The organism is Bacteroides sp. Marseille-P3684 (genome assembly GCF_900291465.1).
GTDB lineage: Bacteria > Bacteroidota > Bacteroidia > Bacteroidales > Bacteroidaceae > Phocaeicola_A.
This window is the reverse complement of record NZ_LT985808.1, coordinates 3,291,581-3,309,302: the sequence shown is the minus strand read 5'-3', so window position 1 is coordinate 3,309,302 and position 17,722 is coordinate 3,291,581. Positions and strand designations below refer to the sequence as shown.

The following is a 17,722-nucleotide window of genomic DNA, read 5'->3' as shown; positions in this document are numbered from 1 at the left end:
GGAGATTATTTCATCGTGCTGGACTCCGACTGCATCCTTCCGCCGGGCTACCTGCAGGCGGTGGAGGATGAGCTGCGTCGGGAGCCGGCAGATGCCTTCGGAGGACCGGACCATGCGCATGCCTCGTTTACGAACGTGCAGAAAGCCATCAACTATGCCATGACGTCCTTCTTCACGACCGGAGGCATCCGGGGCGGAAAGAAGAAGATGGACAAGTTCTATCCGCGCAGCTTCAACATGGGCATCCGTGCCGAGGTCTACCGTGCCTTGGGAGGATTCTCCAAGATGCGCTTCGGCGAAGACATCGACTTCAGCATCCGCATATTCAAGGGAGGATACCGTTGCCGTCTGTTTCCGGAGGCATGGGTGTGGCACAAGCGGCGTACCGACATGAAGAAGTTCTTCAAGCAGGTACACAACTTCGGCATCGCGCGCATCAATCTTTACAAGAAATACCCGGAATCGCTGAAGCTCGTCCACCTGCTTCCGGCGGTATTTACCCTGGGGACCGCGTTGCTGCTGATTGGGGCATGCTGGTGCCGGTGGAGCTTGCTGCCTCTGGGCGTGTTTGCGCTCCTGATAGCCCTCGACGCTACGTGGAGGAACCGGAGCCTCGCCATCGGACTGCTGTCCGTGGTGGCTGCCTTCATCCAGTTGATTGGTTACGGCAGCGGTTTCCTGCGAGCCTGGTGGCAACGCTGTGTGTTGGGACGGGACGAGTTCTCTGCCTTCAGGAGGAACTTCTACAAGTGACGACGTCAGAATGTGTAATGTGGTAGAATGATGGAGAAGAAACTGAACATCAACGAATGGGCGGTGGAGGACCGTCCGCGTGAAAAGATGATGCTGCACGGGGTGGGAGCACTGAGCGACGCCGAACTGCTGGCCATCCTCATCGGGTCGGGAAACCGCGAGGAGACCGCCGTGGAACTGATGCGCCGCATATTGGCCTCCTGCCACAATGACCTCAACGAACTGGGGAAGATGGGACTGGAGGAACTGTGCACCTTCAAGGGGATTGGAGACGCAAAGGCGGTCACGATTCTTGCCGCATCGGAACTGGGCAAGCGCCGGGCTTCCGCCGAACGGTCGCGCGAACGCACGACGATTACTTCCTCAAAAGACATCTATGCCTACTTCCATCCGCTGCTCTGTGACCTGTCGGTCGAGGAGTGTTGGGTGCTGTTGCTCAACCAGGCACTGAAAGTCATTGACCGCGTCCGTGTGAGCACCGGCGGCTTGGCAGGGACGGCAGTCGACATCCGGCTGGTGCTGCGTGAGGCACTGATACGCCGCGCTCCCGCCATCGCACTGTGTCACAACCATCCCTCGGGCAACACGCGTCCGAGCAACGAGGACAACCGCCTGACGGAACGCCTGGCAAAGAGCGCCGCCGTCATGGACATCCGTCTGATAGACCACCTCGTGCTGACCGACGGAGCCTATTACAGCTATGCCGACGAAGGGAGGATTTGAGGGAACATCCGCAAAAGATAAACGATGAAGAGCTGCCGTTGCCCCGACGTGCAGCTCTTCATCGTTTGTACCTACTTGGAATTCTGCTCCAGGGCGCTGGTCTGCATGGCGCGGATGGGGAAGGGGAATGTGAGCAGGTGGGAGTCTGAAGGCAAGGTGAACGTGTGGGTCGTGCCTTGGCTGTCGACGTAGGTCTTGCTCAACGATTCGTGGAACTCCGTGCAGAAACGCCTCAGGTCGAAGAAGTCATTATAGCTTGTCACCAGCTCGCGACGCCGCTCTTCACGGACGAAGGACAACGCACGGGACGCATCATTCCCGAAGTCGGCTGCCGTCAGTGGCGTGTAGTCGAGGAAACGCTTCTCGCGCAACGCATTCAGGTATTCCACCGCCTGGGCGACGTTGCCCTGGCGGGCATGGCACTCCGCAATCATCAGATAGACTTCCGACAGACGCATCCCCGCCTCGTTGAGCTTGATGTTCGTCCCGTACATGAACGCCACGCTGCCCGGTTCGGCTGTCGGACGCTGCGGCATGTTCCAGGAGAAGACACCCCGGTAGCGCACATCGTTCGTCTTGTCATACAGGTCCGCGGTGCGCTGGTTGAGCATCGTGGCGTTGAAGACGGCGTTCATCGGCTGGTAAAGCAGGTTCTCCGGGTGGTCATAGTCGTGCTTGCCCGACATCAGCACCATGCTGTAAATCCAGTCCTGCGACAGGTCCGTGCCGGTCCCGTAGATGCCGTCCGCCGTCTGCTGGAGCCAGGCAGGCATGTCCCACAGCTCGTGGTTGCCATGCTTCAGTGCTTCCAGGGCGGACTGGAGCGCCTCGTCGTAGCGTCGCATGTACAGCAGGACCTTTGCGCGGAAGGCATAGCCGAATGCCTTGTCGGGGCGATAGCTGTTCAGCGCATGTTCGGGCAGTCCGTCGAGCGCCTCGTCGATGTCCTGGCAGATGAGCCGGTAGGCATCCGCAACACTGCTCTGAGTGCCGGCAGCCTCCAGGTCGAACTTCGTATGGAGGATGATGCCGCGGTCGGTCTCCGCACGCGCCGGGTCATAAGGCGCGGCAAACGTATTGATGAGCCAGAAGTAGTTGTAGGCACGCATGACCTTTGCCTGTGCCGTCCCGAGGACCTTGTCGCTCTCCGGACCCTCGGCATCGCCGATGTTGTCAATCAGGATATTGTAACGGCTGATGCGGGCATAGCAATCGCTGTAGAGCTGCGACTCGCCCGCCTGGTCGTCCATGTATTGGGTGCGGTCGATGCTCTCGTCCCAGAAATACGAAGAGGAAATGAGCGGGTAGGAGTACCCGTCGAGCTGACTGCGGTCGTAGTGGGTCACCACATTGGCAAGATAGCCGAAGTCGCTTCCCGGGTACGTCGGCATGGACTCTTCGAGCAGTCCCAGGTAGTCGGCGGTGGTGTTGAGCACAGCCTTGCCCTTCGGTGTGATGTCCAGATAGTTGTCGCAGCCTGCGAAGGTCAGCAGCAGGCAGGCGGCGATGCATAGATAGCTGTATCGTTTCATGATTCTGTTTCGTTGAGGGGTTAGAAGTTGACGGTTAGTCCCAGCATGTAGCTGGTCAGTTGGCTGTAGGCGCGGCTGCCCTGATTGGCGTCGAACCGTTCGGGGTCGATGCCGTGTCCGCAGGCTGCCCAGTAGAACGGGTTGTCCACCTGGGCGTGAAGACGGACACCCTGCAGCCCCCAGGGAGCGATGAGTGTTGTCGGCAGGTCATAGGACAGCCCGATGTTGCGCACCTTCAGGAAGGAGGCATTCAGCACGTGGGCGTCGGCGTACTTCCATTGCTGGTTGCGGAAGCTCTCGTAGCCGTCGTGTACTCCCATGCGCGGGATGTCGGTGTTCGGATTTCCGGTTGTCCACCGGCGGGCGATGTCCTCGTGGATGCCACCGACTGCCGTACCGTCCACCCGGTCGAAGAGGTTGCGGTAGAGCGGCGTGACGTCGTTGCGCAGGGCATGTCCGGTGTAATAGACGAGCTTCGTATAGAACGACAGCCGTCTCCAGCCCAGGTCCAGGGTGAAGGCGCCCTGCCACTTCGGTGTGAGCTGTCCCTTGTTGACCAGGGCGGCGATGTTGTCCACATTGACGTTGCTCACCACCTCGCCGTTCTCGTTGTACACCGACGGGTCGCCTTGGGCATCCAGTCCGGCATAGCGGTAGGCGTACACCGTGCCGTACGTATCCCCCTTCAGGTAGTTGTCATAAGGATTGGCGAGCATCTCCGAGGCGCTCGACGGGGTGTAGCCCACCTCTTCGATGGTGTTCCGGTTGTAGGAGGCGGTGAGCGATGTGTTCAGCCTCCAGTCGCCCGCCAGTGCCCAGTCGTAGGACAAGTTCGCCTCGAAACCGATGTTCTTCATGGCGCCGTTGTTCACCCGTGCCGTCTCAAAGCCTGTCGACGGGTCGAGTGTCTTGTTGGCGAGGAGGTCGGAACTGTAGCGTCGGTAGAACTCCACGCTACCGCTCAGCCGGCGCAGGAACGCAAAGTCGACGCCGAAGTTGAAGGTCGACGTCTTCTCCCAGCGCAGCAGGCGGTTCGGCGGCGTGAGGATGCCGGTGATTTGCGAGTTCGTGACGGAGGAAGTGGAGTAGTTGCCGATGAGGTAGGGCGACGAGTTCTGGTCCACGTTACCCGTGATGCCGTAGGTCATGCGCACTTTCAGCATATCCACCCATTCGTAGGGCTGCATGAACGCCTCGTTGCTCACATTCCAGCTGGCACCCACCGACCACAAGGGGCGGTAACGGTATTTCGGGTCGGTGCCGAACAAGTCGGCCTGCTCCACACGCACGCTGGCATTCACCGAGTACGTGTTGTTGTAGGTGTAGCCCGCATTGGCGTACGCCGAGACGTAGCGGTGGGTGACATCCGTCACGCTGAGCAGCTCCGACTTCTTGCGCACGCCGGAGTACAGCTGCCCGATGACTCCGTCCTGTGTCAGCGTCGCCCAGTCCACCTGCGCATTGGTCAGCTTGCGGCTGTCGAAGCCGTAGCGTTCGCTGGCGGTGCCCGTTGCCTTGTCCTGGCGGATTTCGCCGCCGATGAGCGCTACCACGTCGTGCCGTCCGCCGAACGTACGCTGGTAGTTCAGTTGCGCACGCAGATTCATGTTCCCGTACCGTTCGTTGAGCGTCTGCTGGTGCCCGCCGTCGGGGATGTGATAGGTGAACTGTCCGTAGGAGTCGGCGGTGGCAAACTCGTTAATCATCCGACGCATCCGGTAGGACTCCGCCTCGTCGTACAACTCCTGGTCGCGGCGCGTGTCCTCATACTGGAACTTGATGCCCAGGTCCAGCCCCTTGGCAAGCTTGAAGTCGGCATGGGCGAAGAGGCGCAGGTAGAGGTCGCGGGTGTCCGTCAGGTTGTAGCGGTTCTCCTCGGCGGCATTGTAGCGCATGGACTTCAGTCCGTCGGTCTGCTCCAGCTCCTGCGAGCGGTAATAGTTGTACGGGTACTGGTACACGGGGTTTCCGGCATCGTCGTAGATGCGTTCGTAGGCGAGGAACGAGTTCATGCCGTAGTCCGACTGTCCGGTGCGGTAGTTCGTGTAGCTGACGTTCGACCCGTAGGTGAAGCGGAACCAGTCGGTGAAGTCGATGGCGCTCTTCAGGTAGAGCGAGAGCTTGTCGGTGTCGGCGTTCTTTTCCGTGTGGTCCGTCCCCTCGTAACGGGCGGAGAAATAGGTGTTGATGTGCTCGCCGCCCTTGCTCACCGAGAGGTTGTAGTCCTGCTTGAACTGGAGGCGTTGCAGCCGGTCGCGGTATTCGCGCGCATAGTTGTTGCTTCTCAGGGCATCGAGGCGGCTGTCCAGCTCCGCCTGGGTGAGGTTGCCCTGATAGAGGTCGTAGTACAGCCGTTCGATGCGGCTCAACGCGCCGAAGTTCCCGTTGCTGATGTCGTTACGCTCGGCAAAGTAGGTGCCGGGGTCCTGGCTGTAGGTCGGGTCCGTCAGCAGCCATTCCTGCTCGTAGTCGATGACGTCGCTCGCCGTGGCATAGTGCATGTAGTCCAGCGACGGGCGCGGGGTGAAGTAGAAGTTCGCCGACGCGTTGACCCGCGTCTTGTTGTCCTTCGCCGTCCGTGTCGTCACGACGATGACACCGTTCGAGGCACGCACGCCGTAGAGCGAGGTCGACGCCGCATCCTTCAGCACGGTGATGGTGGCGATGTCGTCCGGGTTGAGGGTCGAGAGGTCCTGATTGACCACCTGCCCGTCGACCACCAGGAGCGGGGTGGTGCCGGTGGCGAACGAGGACACGCCGCGGATGCTCAGGGCGGAACCGTAGGAGTTGAGACCCGTCACCATGCCCTCCAGCTTGTCCGTCAGGGTCGGCGCCTGCACCTTCTCCAGCTCCTCCCGGCTGACGATGACCGCCGAACCGGTGTTGCGCTCCCGCGAGATGGTCTGGAAACCCGTGGTCACCACCTCGTCGAGCATCGTCGCGTCGTCCTCCAGCACGACCGTCAGTTCGCGGGCACGGGCGTTGACCACGATGTCGCGCGTCTTCATGCCGATGTAGGACACCTGCAGCACGTCGCCCACCCGCGCACGGATGGAGTAACGCCCGTCGAGGTCGGTCACGGCTCCCGTCGCCGTCCCTTTCACCCGGACGGTGGCACCGATGAGCGGCTCGCCGTTCCCGTCGGTCACCTTTCCTTGATACACCGACGTCTCGTCAGCCGACGCCGTCCTCCGGCGGGTGATGAGCACATAGTCGTCCTTCAGTTCAAACGTAAGCCCCGCCTGCCGGCAGACAGCCTCCAGCGCATGTTGCAGCGAGGCGTCCTTCAGGTCCAGGCGTATCAGCAGGGACGTGTCGATGTGGTCTTCGCGGTACATCACGTTCACGCCGCTTTGCCGGGCGATTTCGTCCAGTGCCGTGCGTACGCTGACCTGATGCTGACGCAGGGTCACGGGATGCACGTCGTCCAGGTTGATGCTCCAGGCGCACGTGGCGGACGCGAATGCCAGCAGCAGGGCAGGCAGGCGTCGCTGCACGCGCAGCCAGGCACCGGAATAGGTCTTTGAGGTTGGATGGCTTTTCATATTGCTTCTGTTTTTTTGATGGTTGATTCGTTGTCTTGCGTCAGTCGGCAGATTCACGGACGAGGATGCTGCCGTCCGTCTGCCGCTCAAAGGTCACGCCCGCCACGCGTTGCAGCAGTTCGAACGTGTAGCCCAGCTCGCGGTTCCGGTACACGCTGCCCGCCAGGCGGATGTCGCCCACCTGCGGGGTGGCGCAGCGCACGTCCACGCCGTACCAGCGGGTCAGCAGACGGGTGATGTCCTCCAGCCGCGTGTCCTTGAAGCGGAAGACGCCCCGTACCCACGACGTATACAGTTCCGGGTTCACGCGGCAGACCTCCAGACGTCCGTCCGCCGGTTCCGTCCGTGCCTGTTCACCCGGTTGCAGGCGGACACGCTGACGGGCGGTGCTGACTTCCACACTTCCGCTGACCAACGTGGTCACGGCGGGTTCTCCCCGGTATGCCGTCACGTTGAACACCGTCCCCAGCACCCGCAGGCGGCACTTCGGCGTCACGACCTCGAACGGCGTGCGTCCGTGCCGCACCTCGAAGAACGCCTCTCCCTCGAGCGTCACCTGCCGCGTGCCGTGGAAGCTCACCGGATAGCTCATCCGCGACCCGGCATTCAGGTGTACCCGTGTGCCGTCGGCAAGGACCACCGTGTAGCTTCCCCCTTGCGGTACGCGTATGGAATGGAGACGCGCCTCCCCGTCTACCGGTGTCGGGGGCGCCGATGAATAGTCGATGACCCCCGGTTCGCTTCCCGCGGGGCAGAACACCTCGTCGTCTCCCGTCGGAAGGGCGGTGCGCGGGTCCAGCCCGATTTCGCGTCCGTCTGCCAGGGTGAGTACGGCAACCGTGTCCGTCCGGTCGGGGAACAAACGGACGAGCGCGTCCTCTTCACGCAGCCCGGTGCCCGTCGTCGGCTTCCACAAGAGCCACGTCGCGACGCCCAGCAGCAGTGCCAGTCCGGCAGCCAGCGGCAGCCAGCGCAGGGACCTTCGCGGACGCCGTTCCAGCCGCCTTTGCAGCCGTTCCCATGCTTTTTCCTCGTCCATCAGTTCCAGCTGACGCAGGGCGCGTCCCAGTGTCTCCGTCTCCCGCCAGTTGCGGAACGCCTCGGCGTCCGTGTCCGACGTTGTCACACGGCGGTACAACTCTTCGGCTTCCTCCGCCGAGAGCTTTCCCTCCGAATATCGGGTCAATAGTTCTTCAATGTCTTTTTCCATTCTGTCTGCTATGATTTTGTTTGCAAATGCTTTCATCTATATATTCCCCTCCGGGATAAAATGTACTAGAAAGCCGATTCTTTTTTTCTTTTCACTGACGTTGCCTCTCCTGTTCTCCGTTTCCAGTTTCCCACCAAACATTTTGGCGTTAGATACGGCGTATCTAGCTCCCTGCAAAACATTTTGGTGCTGGATACAGTATATCCTTAACCTTTGAAAATATTTCGGCGTTAGATATAGCGTATCCTTAACCTTTCAAAACATTTTGGCGTTAGATACAACGTATCCTTAACCTTTCAAAACGTTTTGGTGCTGGAAATGACTGAATCTTCGTCCGCGGAACACAGGAGAGGGCTTTGCACGCCGATTCCGGCTTCGTGCGGAACAAAGAAAGGAGGATTTTGAAGTTTCCGGGAATTTATACGAAACAAACAAAGGTTTTCTGTTCAAATATGCATAGCTTTGTGGCACAGCTTCCGAAGAACGTTTAAAAAACAAATAAATATCAAGATGAGAGAAATTGCACGCACGCGGATAGCCCGCTGGTCATTCCTGGCTGTCCTCTTTCTTGGGGCGGTGTCCCCGTTGGTCCGTAACTATGACTTTCTGAACGACGCACACACCGTGCTGGTATTGCTGTTGGTAGGTACCAACCTCATTTTCGTGCCGAAAAACAAGCGGGACGTGGTGCGTATGTTGTTGGGAGCCGGAGCGTCCGGAAAGTCAAATCTGCTGTTCCTGCTTGTCGGGATAATCGGTGTTGCCGCCGGCATATGGACCGGAAGCCTTTTCCACCTCATTGTATGGTGCTTCCTGTTGGCGATTGCCGTGATGGAGCTTGCCTCTCCGACGAAACTGGAGGGGAGATAAGCGGGAGAATTCAAATCACATCCAGTGGCGACTGTTTGATGACCAACGGGTAGCGAAGATAGCAAAAAAAGAGGAGAGGCATACCTCACGTACACCTCTTCTCCGTGACATGCGTCAGTATCCCTGACACGTGCGAGTCTGGTCATTAGTAAAACCTTCTTATCTTATGAATAGCAACTCGCGGTATTTGGGCAACGTCCACATCTGGTCGTCGACGATGAGCTCCAGCTTGTCGATGTGGTAGCGTATCTGCTCCAGCATCGGGGCGATGGTGTCGTGATAGGCGATGGCCTTCTCGCGCTCGTCGGCTATCCGGTTGGCGACCTTACGCGCTTCGACCATGGCGTCGACATGCTCCTTGATGTAGGAGGTGTGTTCGGCTATCTTGCAGATGATGGCGAGGTTCTCTGCCGACAGGCCGTCGGCTTTCTCCGCCGGGAAGAGTCCCTTCATCTTGTAGACGTTGTCGATGAGCTTCGTCTGGTATTCCGTGGCGACGGGGACAATGTGGTTCATCACCAGGTCGCCCAGCACGCGCGCCTCGATTTGTATCTTCTTCGTGTAGGTCTCCCACTTCACCTCGTTGCGTGCCTCCAGCTCCTTCCGTGTCATCACACCCACCGACTCGAACATGCGGACGCTGCCTTCGTCGAGGTAACGGTCGAAGATGAGCGGACAGCTCGTCTCGCAGTCCAGTCCGCGGCGTGCCGCTTCCGCTTTCCATTCCTCGCTGTAGCCGTTGCCGTCGAAGCGGATGGGCTTGCTCTCCCGGATGTATTTGCGGATGACCTGTATGAGGGCGGACATCTTCTCTTCACCGCTTGCCATCAGCGCGTCGACCTCCTGCTTGAAGAGCTTCAGCTGCTCGGCGACGGCGGTGTTGAGGGCAATCATCGCGCTGGCGCAGTTCGCTTCCGACCCCACGGCACGGAACTCGAAGCGGTTGCCGGTGAAGGCGAAGGGCGAGGTGCGGTTGCGGTCGGTGTTGTCGATGAGCAGCTCGGGGATTTGCGGGATGTCGAGCTTCATGCCATGCTTGCCCGCGAGCGTCACCAGTTCGTCGGTCGAGCTCTCCTCCATGTGGTCGAGCACGCGGCTCAGCTGGGTGCCCAGGAACGAGGAGATGATGGCGGGCGGTGCCTCGTTGGCTCCCAGACGGTGGGCGTTCGTGGCACTCATGATGGAGGCTTTCAGCAGTCCGTTGTGCCGGTAGACGGCCATGAGCGTGTTGACCACGAAGGTGATGAAGCGCAGGTTCTCTTCCGGTGTCTTGCCCGGTGCCATGAGCGGAAGTCCCGTGTCGGTCCCCAGCGACCAGTTGTTGTGCTTGCCCGAGCCGTTCACGCCCTTGAAGGGCTTCTCGTGGAGCAGGACACGGAAGCCGTGGCTGCGTGCCACCTTCCGCATGAGCGACATGATGAGCATGTTGTGGTCGACGGCAAGGTTGCACTCCTCGTAGATGGGCGCCAGCTCGAACTGGTTGGGGGCAACCTCGTTGTGGCGTGTCTTCAGGGGGATGCCCAGTTCGAGCGCCTGGATTTCCAGGTCCTTCATGAAAGCGGCCACACGCGTGGGGATGGCACCGAAGTAGTGGTCCTCCAGCTGTTGGTTCTTCGACGCTTCATGCCCCATGAGCGTGCGGCCTGTCAACAACAAGTCCGGACGGGCGGCATACAGCCCTTCGTCCACTAGAAAGTATTCCTGTTCCCAGCCCAGGTACGCCATGACCTTCTTGACTTCGGGGTTGAAGTAGTGGCAGACGTCGGTGGCTGCCCGGTCGACGGCGCGCAGGGCTTTCAGTAGCGGCGCCTTGTAGTCCAGTGATTCGCCGGTGTAGGCGATGAATACCGTGGGGATGCACAGCGTGTCGTCCACCACGAAGACGGGTGAGGAGGGGTCCCATGCCGAGTATCCGCGTGCCTCGAAGGTGTTGCGGATGCCGCCGTTGGGGAAGGACGAGGCGTCGGGTTCCTGCTGTACGAGCAGCTTGCCTGAGAACTCCTCCATCATGCCTCCCTTGCCGTCGTGCTCCACAAAGGCGTCGTGCTTCTCAGCCGTGCCTTCGGTCAGGGGCTGGAACCAGTGGGTGTAGTGTGTCACGCCCAGTTCGGTCGCCCAGCGTTTCATGCCTTCGGCTACCTGGTCGGCGATGTCCCGGTCGAGGGCAGCCCCGTGGTCCATGGCATCGACCAGGCGGCTGTAGACCGACGTGGGGAGGTATTTGAACATCTTTTCCCGGTTGAACACGTACTTGCCGAAATATTCCGACGGACGTTCTGCGGGGTTGGGTACTTCCTTCGGCTTGGCGCGGAAGGCTCTTTCTACGACTCTGAATCTTAGTGTTGACATATTGCTTTTGGTTTGTGAGTTCGTTATGCGGATGAGATTATCGGTTGTAGGCTGATTCGCCGTGCTCGTAGATGTCCAGTCCCTCTTCCTCTACGCGGCGGTCGACACGGATGCCCACGGTCTTGTCGGTGAACTTGAACAGCAGGAAGGTCATCACGGCACTGAAGACGATGGAGACGACGGTGGCGGCAATCTGTACCCACAGCTGGTGCCAGTCTCCGTAGAGCGCGCCCTGCGCTCCTCCTTCGCCGGTGATGCTCTGTGTGGCGAAGACGCCGGTCAGGATGGAGCCGATGATGCCTCCCATGCCGTGCACGCCAAAGGCGTCGAGCGTGTCGTCATAGCCCAGCTTCGGCTTGATGACTGCCACCATGTAGAAGCAGGCGGCGGAGGTGATGATGCCGATGCAGAAGGCTCCGGCGATGTCCACGCTTCCCGCTGCGGGAGTGATGGCGACCAGTCCGGCGACGGCACCCGTGCAGACGCCTACGGTGGTCGGCTTGCGGTTGCATATCCAGTCGATGACCATCCAGGTCAGTGCGGCGGCGCAGGTGGCAAGGTGTGTCACGAGGAAGGCGTTGGCGGCAATGCCGTCGGCTGCCAGTCCGCTACCCGCGTTGAAGCCGAACCATCCCAGCCAGAGGAAGGCGGTGCCCATGAAGACAAAGGTCACGTTGTGGGGTGTCATGGGGTGTCCCGGACGGTAGTCGCTGCGTCGGCCGACGAGCAGTGCCATCATCAGGGCGGAGATGCCGGCATTGATGTGCACGACGGTGCCTCCGGCAAAGTCGATGGCGCCCATCTGCTGCAGGAAGCCGCCGCCCCATACCCAGTGTGCCATGGGGATGTAGACCAGGACGCTCCACAGGAGGGTGAACAGCAGGAAGCCGGAGAACTTGACGCGCTCGGCAAAAGCGCCCAGGATGAGTGCCGGCGTGATGATGGCGAACATGCACTGGAAGAGCACGAACAGCAGTTCGGGGATGCGTCCGGTGGTCAGTGTCCCGGTGGTGATGCCTGACAGGCAGACTTTGTCAAAGCCGCCGATGACTGCTCCCAGCGGACTGCCGGCGTCCATCAGTCCCGTGCCGAACACGAAGCTGTAGCCGAACAGAATCCACAGCACACTGACGGCAGCCACGATGAGCAGGCTCTGCATCACGATGCTGAGCACATTCTTCTGCCGGACGAGACCGCCGTAGAACAGGGCGATGCCGGGGATAGTCATCAGGAGAACAAGGATGGTGGCAACGATAATCCATGCGGTGTTGCCGGTGTCGAGTATGTAAGTTGTGTCCATAATCAATGGGTTTTTATCGGGTTGTGTTGTGTCATTTTTCAGTCTCTGCGTTGTAGAGCGAGGTATCTCCGCGTACGCCGGTGCGGATGCTGATGGCATCTTCCACGGGAATGATGAAGATGCGTCCGTCGCCGATGTCTCCGGTCCGTGCGGCTTGCATGACCGCCCGGACGGTCTTCTCGACATTCTTTTCACGGACGACGATGGACAACAGGATGCGTTCGATGGAACTGGTGTCGTACATCACGCCGCGGTAGATACGTTCCTCTCTCATTTTTCCCACTCCTCTCACGTCATAGTAAGAGAACCATTCGATGTCGGCAGCCAAGAGTGCTTCCTTCACATTCTCGAAGCGGCTCCGTCGGATGATGGCTTCAATCTTTTTCATAATGGTCTTTGTCTGGTTGTTGTATTTGTATATTGTATGGTAATCAATTTATCCTGAAAACATCTTTTTACCGTCATAAGCTGATTCCTGCCACGAGGTAGGCGCCTCCTGTTGCCGGGTTCCATACGGCACGGGCGGACAGCGGGAGGGAGAAGCGTTCCGTGAGGGGGATCTCCTTGCTTACCCCGAAGGCGATGTCGGTGACTTCGAAGCCTCCTGCTCCCTGGTTGTAGAAGGAGGTCTCCCACGGGGTGGCACCTATGGAGGCGGTCCAGTCGAGTCCGCCCAGACGGAAGGGCGCCGTGAGGCTGACGTAGGAGGAGTAGGCGCGTTTGCCCTTGTCGTTCACGCCGTCATTCCCGGCGAAGTTTGTGTACCAGTTGACGGCAAGGGGACCGAAGTCATAGCCCGCCTGCACCTCAAACACGTGTGCCGTTGTGCTTGCTCCGTAGCGGAAGTAGCCTGCTCCGCCATTGAACCAGTAGTCGGTGATGGAGAGGCTGAAGCCTCCGGTGGCATATCCCAGCGTCAGGTCAAGTTCCTTGGTGTCATTCTTGTCGATGCCGACCGAGCCCCATGCCGTCAGCGAAAACCCCCGAAAACTCACCGATGCGGACGGCTGGATGCTCACGTTGCCCAGGTCTTGCCCGCGCCAGATATAGCCACTCACCAGATCGGCACCTGCCGTAGCTTCCACACGGTCCTGTGCCATTGCCCCGAAGGGCAGCAACGCCGCCGCAGTTGCCAGCAGCGTTGCCTTCATTTGCTTTTTTCTCTCTATAAACATAATCATATTGTTTAGTGAATAGTCTGTTATACTATCTTCTTGTTTTGCTTACGCTGCAAAGTTATGACATAAAGAAAGTATATTTCGCATAAAGGAATCACAATAATGCTGTATTTCTTCGTTTGCTTTCATATTGTAATGTTTGCGTACTCTCGTGTGATAATGTGTAAGCCGATGCGACCGAAAGCCTTATAATTTGCCATTTCCGTCCGATGCGGGGATGTTTTTTAGGATTCTTTTGCAGAGATAGCAGGAGCCTTCCGGTAGAGTTGTAGCGGATTGATGGTCGTCTTCATGGGGTGGGCATGGGGCAAAAAGAAAGCGTGGTCACTTCGGTGACCACGCTGAAAACAAAAAGCAAATGGTGTCTCAAATCAGGCATTCATGTTCCAGCTCGTTTTCAATAGCCCGATTGATAAAGTCGTTGATGGTTATTCCCGCACTGGCGGAGAATGCTGCCACGCGGGCATGGAGTTCGGAGGTCATACGCAGATTGAGCTTGCCGCTGAACGGCTTGACCGGTTCGACGCCATCGGCCTTACAACCTTCAAGGTAGCTGTCAATCCCCTCTTCGAAATCCTTGCGCAGCTCGTCAATGGTGGTTCCTTCATAGAGAATCAGGGCTTTGTTGCCCATTCCCTGTACCTTGCCGCAGAGACAATTGTCTTCTTTGCTGTATTCCACGGAACCCTTGTAACCTTTGTATTCCAGATAATCCATATTTCTTATATTAAACCGTTATTCTTCAAATGCTGATGAATCGCTTTCATCATCCACGCCTTCATGATGCTGCCCGGATGTGGACGATGTATGTCTATGTACTGTCCCGTCTCTTCATTCTTGAAGCGAATACGGGAACCGGATGTTGCTCCTTTATTATGCTTGGTGTAACCGAAGCTGTTGAGCAGGGTCAGACATTCTTCAAAGGTAAAGTCTTTGGGTAACTTTTTAAATCGTTCTATCAGTTTCTCTTTCGAACCCATCGTAGTTTTGTTTTGTGCAAAGGTACCGGATTTAGTACTAAGTACAAAGCGTTTTATGTTTAAAAAAACAGTGATTTTTCAGGATAACAGGACTGTCAGCCTGCTCTTTGCGCTGAAAGAATACGCCAGAGACACGAAGTCACAGTGTTCTTTGTGTCTTCGTGTCTCTGTATTGGACCGGGCGACCAGACCGGTCGCCCCTACAGGGATGCCGGTTGGTCGTAAGCCTCCTCGTGGATGCCGGCGACGGCGCGTCCGCTGGGTTCGTTCAGGTGCCTGAATGCCTCGTCCCATGCCAGTGCCTCGGCGGTGGAGCAAGCCACGCTGGGGACGCTGGGCACACTGCGGGCGGCGCTCTCGCTCGGGAAATGCTCCTCGAAGATGCTGCGGTAGAAGTATTCCTCCTTGTTGCGCGGCGGGTTGATGGGGAAACGGACCGCGGCTTGTGCCATCTGTTCGTCGCTGACTGTCCGGGCGGCCGTGTCGCGCAAGGTGTCTATCCAGCCGTAGCCTACCCCGTCGCTGAACTGCTCCTTCTGCCGTCGGATGATGGAGGGCGGGAGCAGGTCGGCAAACGCCTCGCGCAGGATACGCTTCTCGATGGTCTGTCCCGGGCACATTTTGGCTTGGGGATTGAGGCGCATCGCCACGTCGAGGAACTCCTTGTCGAGGAAGGGGACGCGCCCCTCCACGCCCCATGCCGACAGCGCCTTGTTGGCGCGCAGGCAGTCGTAGAGATGCAGCTTGGAGAGCTTGCGCACCGTCTCTTCGTGGAAGGCGCGGGCGTCGGGCGCCTTGTGGAAGTAGAGGTAACCCCCGAACACCTCGTCGGCGCCTTCGCCGCTGAGCACCATCTTGATGCCCATGCTCTTGATGACCCGCGCCAGCAGGTACATCGGGGTGGATGCCCGGACGGTCGTCACGTCGTAGGTCTCGATGTGGTAGATGACGTCGCGCAGGGCGTCCAGTCCCTCCTGGAGGGTGTAGTGTATTTCGTGGTGGACGGTGCCGATGTGGTCTGCCACCTCGCGTGCCTTGGCAAGGTCGGGCGCCCCTTCCAGTCCGATGGCGAAGGAGTGGAGCTGAGGCCACCATGCCTCCTGCCGTCCGCCGGTCTCGATGCGCCGGGCAGCATACTTCTTGGCGACTGCCGAGATGATGGAGCTGTCGAGTCCGCCCGACAGCAGCACCCCGTAGGGCACGTCGCTCATCAGCTGGCGTTGCACGGCGGCTTCCAGGGCGTCATGCAGTTCGTTCACGGACGCCGGGTTGTCTTTCACGGCGTCATAGTCCGTCCATTCGCGTTTGTACCAGCGGGTCATCTTGCCTTCGCGGCTCCAGTAGTAGTGCCCCGGAGGAAACGGTTCGTAGCGCTCGCACTGCCCTTCGAGCGCCTTCAGCTCGCTGGCACAGTAGACGGTGCCGTCGGTGTCATAGCCGATGTAGAGGGGAATCACGCCGATGGGGTCGCGTGCGATGAGGAACTCGTCGCGCTCCTCGTCGTAGAGGGCGAAGGCGAAGATGCCGTTCAGCTCTTCCAGGAAGTCCACGCCCCGCCGACGGTAGAGGGGCAGGATGACTTCGCAGTCGCTCCCCGTCCGGAAGGGGTAGTCGAGCTGTTGCCGCAGCGTGCGGTGGTTGTAGATTTCCCCGTTGACGGCGAGGACCTGCCTGCCGTCAGCCGAGAAGAGGGGTTGTCCGCCGCTCTGCGGGTCGACGATGGAGAGACGTTCGTGTGCCAGGATGGCAGAGCTTCCGCAGTAGATGCCGCTCCAGTCGGGGCCGCGGTGACGGATGCGCTTGGCCATGTCCAGGGCTTTGCCCCGTAAGGCGGACGATGGTTGCTTGAGGTTGAATATGCCTACGATTCCACACATGGTTGTTGTCGTTTAGAGATGGATGGATGGGGTTCATTCCGCCGGTGCGGAGGTCAGGAAACGGTCGATGTCGGCAGCTGCCCGGCGTCCCGAGGCGATGCAGCGCACCACGAGGCTGGCGCCGGTGGCGGCGTCTCCTGCCACGAACACCTGAGGGGCGAATGCCGGGAGTTCCGGCTTGAGGAAGCCCATGGCGAGCAGGACGAGGTCGGCTTTCAGTACCTCTTTCTTGCCCGTGTGTTTCATCAGCGGACGTCCGCCGTCGGGGTTGGGCAGCCAGTCCACCGCCTCCACCTCGACGCCCGTCACGTGTCCCTTTTCTCCGAGGAAGCGGACGGACGAGAGGCTCCAGCGGCGCACGCATCCCTCCTCGTGGCTGCTGCTGGTCTTCAGTATCACGGGCCACTGCGGCCAGGGCGTTGCCGGGTTCTTGCCGACGGGCGGTTGGGGCATGATTTCGATTTGGGTCACGCTCTTCGCTCCCTGCCGGTTGCTGGTGCCGATGCAGTCGCTGCCGGTGTCTCCGCCGCCGATGACGAGCACGTCCTTGCCTTTGGCGGTGACACGCTCCTTGTCGGAGAAGGTCTGTCCGGCGAGTACGCGGTTCTGCTGGGCGAGCATCTCCAGGGCAAAGTGGATGCCCTTCAGTTCCCGTCCCGGGATGTTGAGGTCGCGTGCCTGCGGCGTCCCGGTGCAGACGCAGTAGGCGTCGAAGCCCTCGGGGAGGTGGGTGAGGTCGATGTCGGCGTTGACCTCAAAGCGGATGCCCTCGGCCTCCATCACGCGGATGCGCCGGTCGATGATGGGCTTGTTGAGCTTGAAGTTGGGGATGCCGAAGCGCAGCAGTCCCCCGATGTACTCCAGCCGCTCGAAGACGGTGACCTCATAGCCGCGGCGGTTGAGCTGGTTGGCAGCCGCCAGTCCGGCAGGTCCCGAACCGATGACCGCCACCCGCTTCCCGTTCCGTCGGTAGGAGCGGGGCTGCACGTAGCCTTCGCGGAAGGCGGCTTCGATGATGGCGGCTTCGTCCTCCCGGATGGTGACGGGTGCGTCGATGCTGAGCTGCAGCACACAGCTCTTTTCGCACAGCGCCGGGCAGATGCGTCCGGTGAACTCGGGGAAGTCGTTCGTCTGTGTCAGGATGTCGTATGCCTCGCGCCACTTCCCCTTGTAGAGGGCGTCCTGGAACTCCGGCGGGCGGTTGCCCAGCGGACAGGCCCAGTGGCAGAACGGCACGCCGCAGTCCATGCAGCGCGAGGCCTGTAGTTTGCGTTCACTTGTGTTCAATGTCTGTTCCACTTCACCGAAGTCGGTGATGCGGTCGTGCACCGGGCGGTATTCCGCCTCCTGGCGCGGTATGGTAAGAAATGCTTTCGGGTTTCCCATAAGTCTGTTGTTTTATCCA

14 protein-coding genes (1 of these 14 only partly in view) are annotated in these 17,722 nt (G+C 59.6%); 3 read left to right on the top strand and 11 right to left on the bottom strand.

Annotated elements, in window-relative coordinates:
* Together C8275_RS13055 and radC are read left to right on the top strand one after the other, a co-directional pair.
* Window positions 1–753: the 3' portion of a glycosyltransferase family 2 protein gene (locus C8275_RS13055; protein ID WP_106625481.1), read on the top strand. It extends 237 nt beyond the left edge of the window; only the last 753 of its 990 coding nucleotides appear in the window; its start codon lies beyond the left edge, outside the window; it ends in the stop codon at window positions 751–753.
* 30 nt (window positions 754–783) lie between these two features.
* Window positions 784–1,476 carry a DNA repair protein RadC gene (gene radC / locus C8275_RS13050; protein WP_106625840.1) on the top strand — a complete coding sequence of 231 codons (693 nt, stop codon included), beginning with the start codon at window positions 784–786 and terminating at the stop codon, window positions 1,474–1,476.
* 71 nt (window positions 1,477–1,547) lie between these two features.
* Here the strand turns inward: radC and C8275_RS13045 are convergent, their stop codons facing one another.
* The 3 genes from C8275_RS13045 to C8275_RS13035 are packed head-to-tail and all read right to left on the bottom strand — an operon-like array spanning window position 1,548 to window position 7,763.
* On the bottom strand, window positions 1,548–3,008 hold the full coding sequence (locus tag C8275_RS13045) for a RagB/SusD family nutrient uptake outer membrane protein (protein ID WP_106625480.1): 1,461 nt from the start codon (window positions 3,006–3,008) through the stop codon (window positions 1,548–1,550).
* Window positions 3,009–3,028: 20 nt separating this feature from the next.
* Window positions 3,029–6,553, bottom strand: a complete 3,525-nt coding sequence (locus C8275_RS13040) for a SusC/RagA family TonB-linked outer membrane protein (RefSeq protein ID WP_234395775.1) — start codon at window positions 6,551–6,553, stop codon at window positions 3,029–3,031.
* 40 nt (window positions 6,554–6,593) lie between these two features.
* Window positions 6,594–7,763 carry a FecR family protein gene (locus tag C8275_RS13035; RefSeq protein WP_199881936.1) on the bottom strand — a complete coding sequence of 390 codons (1,170 nt, stop codon included), beginning with the start codon at window positions 7,761–7,763 and terminating at the stop codon, window positions 6,594–6,596.
* A gap of 510 nt (window positions 7,764–8,273) precedes the next feature.
* On the opposite strand from C8275_RS13035, the gene C8275_RS13030 reads away from it, so the two are divergent.
* Window positions 8,274–8,633: a hypothetical protein gene (locus C8275_RS13030; protein WP_106625478.1), complete on the top strand. Its 360-nt coding sequence runs from the start codon at window positions 8,274–8,276 to the stop codon at window positions 8,631–8,633.
* A gap of 159 nt (window positions 8,634–8,792) precedes the next feature.
* On the opposite strand, the gene C8275_RS13025 is transcribed toward C8275_RS13030, so the two are convergent.
* From C8275_RS13025 to C8275_RS12990, 8 genes are all read right to left on the bottom strand, one after another.
* The gene (locus C8275_RS13025; protein WP_106625477.1) at window positions 8,793–10,982 is read right to left on the bottom strand and encodes a glutamine synthetase III; all 2,190 of its coding nucleotides are present in this window, start codon (window positions 10,980–10,982) and stop codon (window positions 8,793–8,795) included.
* Window positions 10,983–11,019: 37 nt separating this feature from the next.
* Window positions 11,020–12,282 (bottom strand): ammonium transporter, encoded by a 1,263-nt coding sequence (locus tag C8275_RS13020; RefSeq protein ID WP_106625476.1) that lies wholly within the window; start codon window positions 12,280–12,282, stop codon window positions 11,020–11,022.
* A 31-nt stretch (window positions 12,283–12,313) separates the two neighbouring features.
* A complete protein-coding gene (locus tag C8275_RS13015; RefSeq protein ID WP_022384372.1) occupies window positions 12,314–12,670 on the bottom strand; it encodes a P-II family nitrogen regulator in 357 nt (118 codons plus the stop codon).
* Window positions 12,671–12,743: 73 nt separating this feature from the next.
* Window positions 12,744–13,457, bottom strand: coding sequence for a hypothetical protein (locus tag C8275_RS13010; protein WP_369861197.1), 714 nt, complete (start codon window positions 13,455–13,457; stop codon window positions 12,744–12,746).
* A 369-nt stretch (window positions 13,458–13,826) separates the two neighbouring features.
* Window positions 13,827–14,177 carry a type II toxin-antitoxin system HicB family antitoxin gene (locus C8275_RS13005; protein ID WP_106625474.1) on the bottom strand — a complete coding sequence of 117 codons (351 nt, stop codon included), beginning with the start codon at window positions 14,175–14,177 and terminating at the stop codon, window positions 13,827–13,829.
* 5 nt (window positions 14,178–14,182) lie between these two features.
* Window positions 14,183–14,440 (bottom strand): type II toxin-antitoxin system HicA family toxin, encoded by a 258-nt coding sequence (locus tag C8275_RS13000; RefSeq protein WP_106625473.1) that lies wholly within the window; start codon window positions 14,438–14,440, stop codon window positions 14,183–14,185.
* 200 nt (window positions 14,441–14,640) lie between these two features.
* On the bottom strand, window positions 14,641–16,317 hold the full coding sequence (gene asnB / locus C8275_RS12995) for an asparagine synthase B (protein ID WP_106625472.1): 1,677 nt from the start codon (window positions 16,315–16,317) through the stop codon (window positions 14,641–14,643).
* 33 nt (window positions 16,318–16,350) lie between these two features.
* Window positions 16,351–17,703, bottom strand: coding sequence for a glutamate synthase subunit beta (locus C8275_RS12990; RefSeq protein ID WP_106625471.1), 1,353 nt, complete (start codon window positions 17,701–17,703; stop codon window positions 16,351–16,353).
* Window positions 17,704–17,722 lie beyond the last annotated feature (19 nt).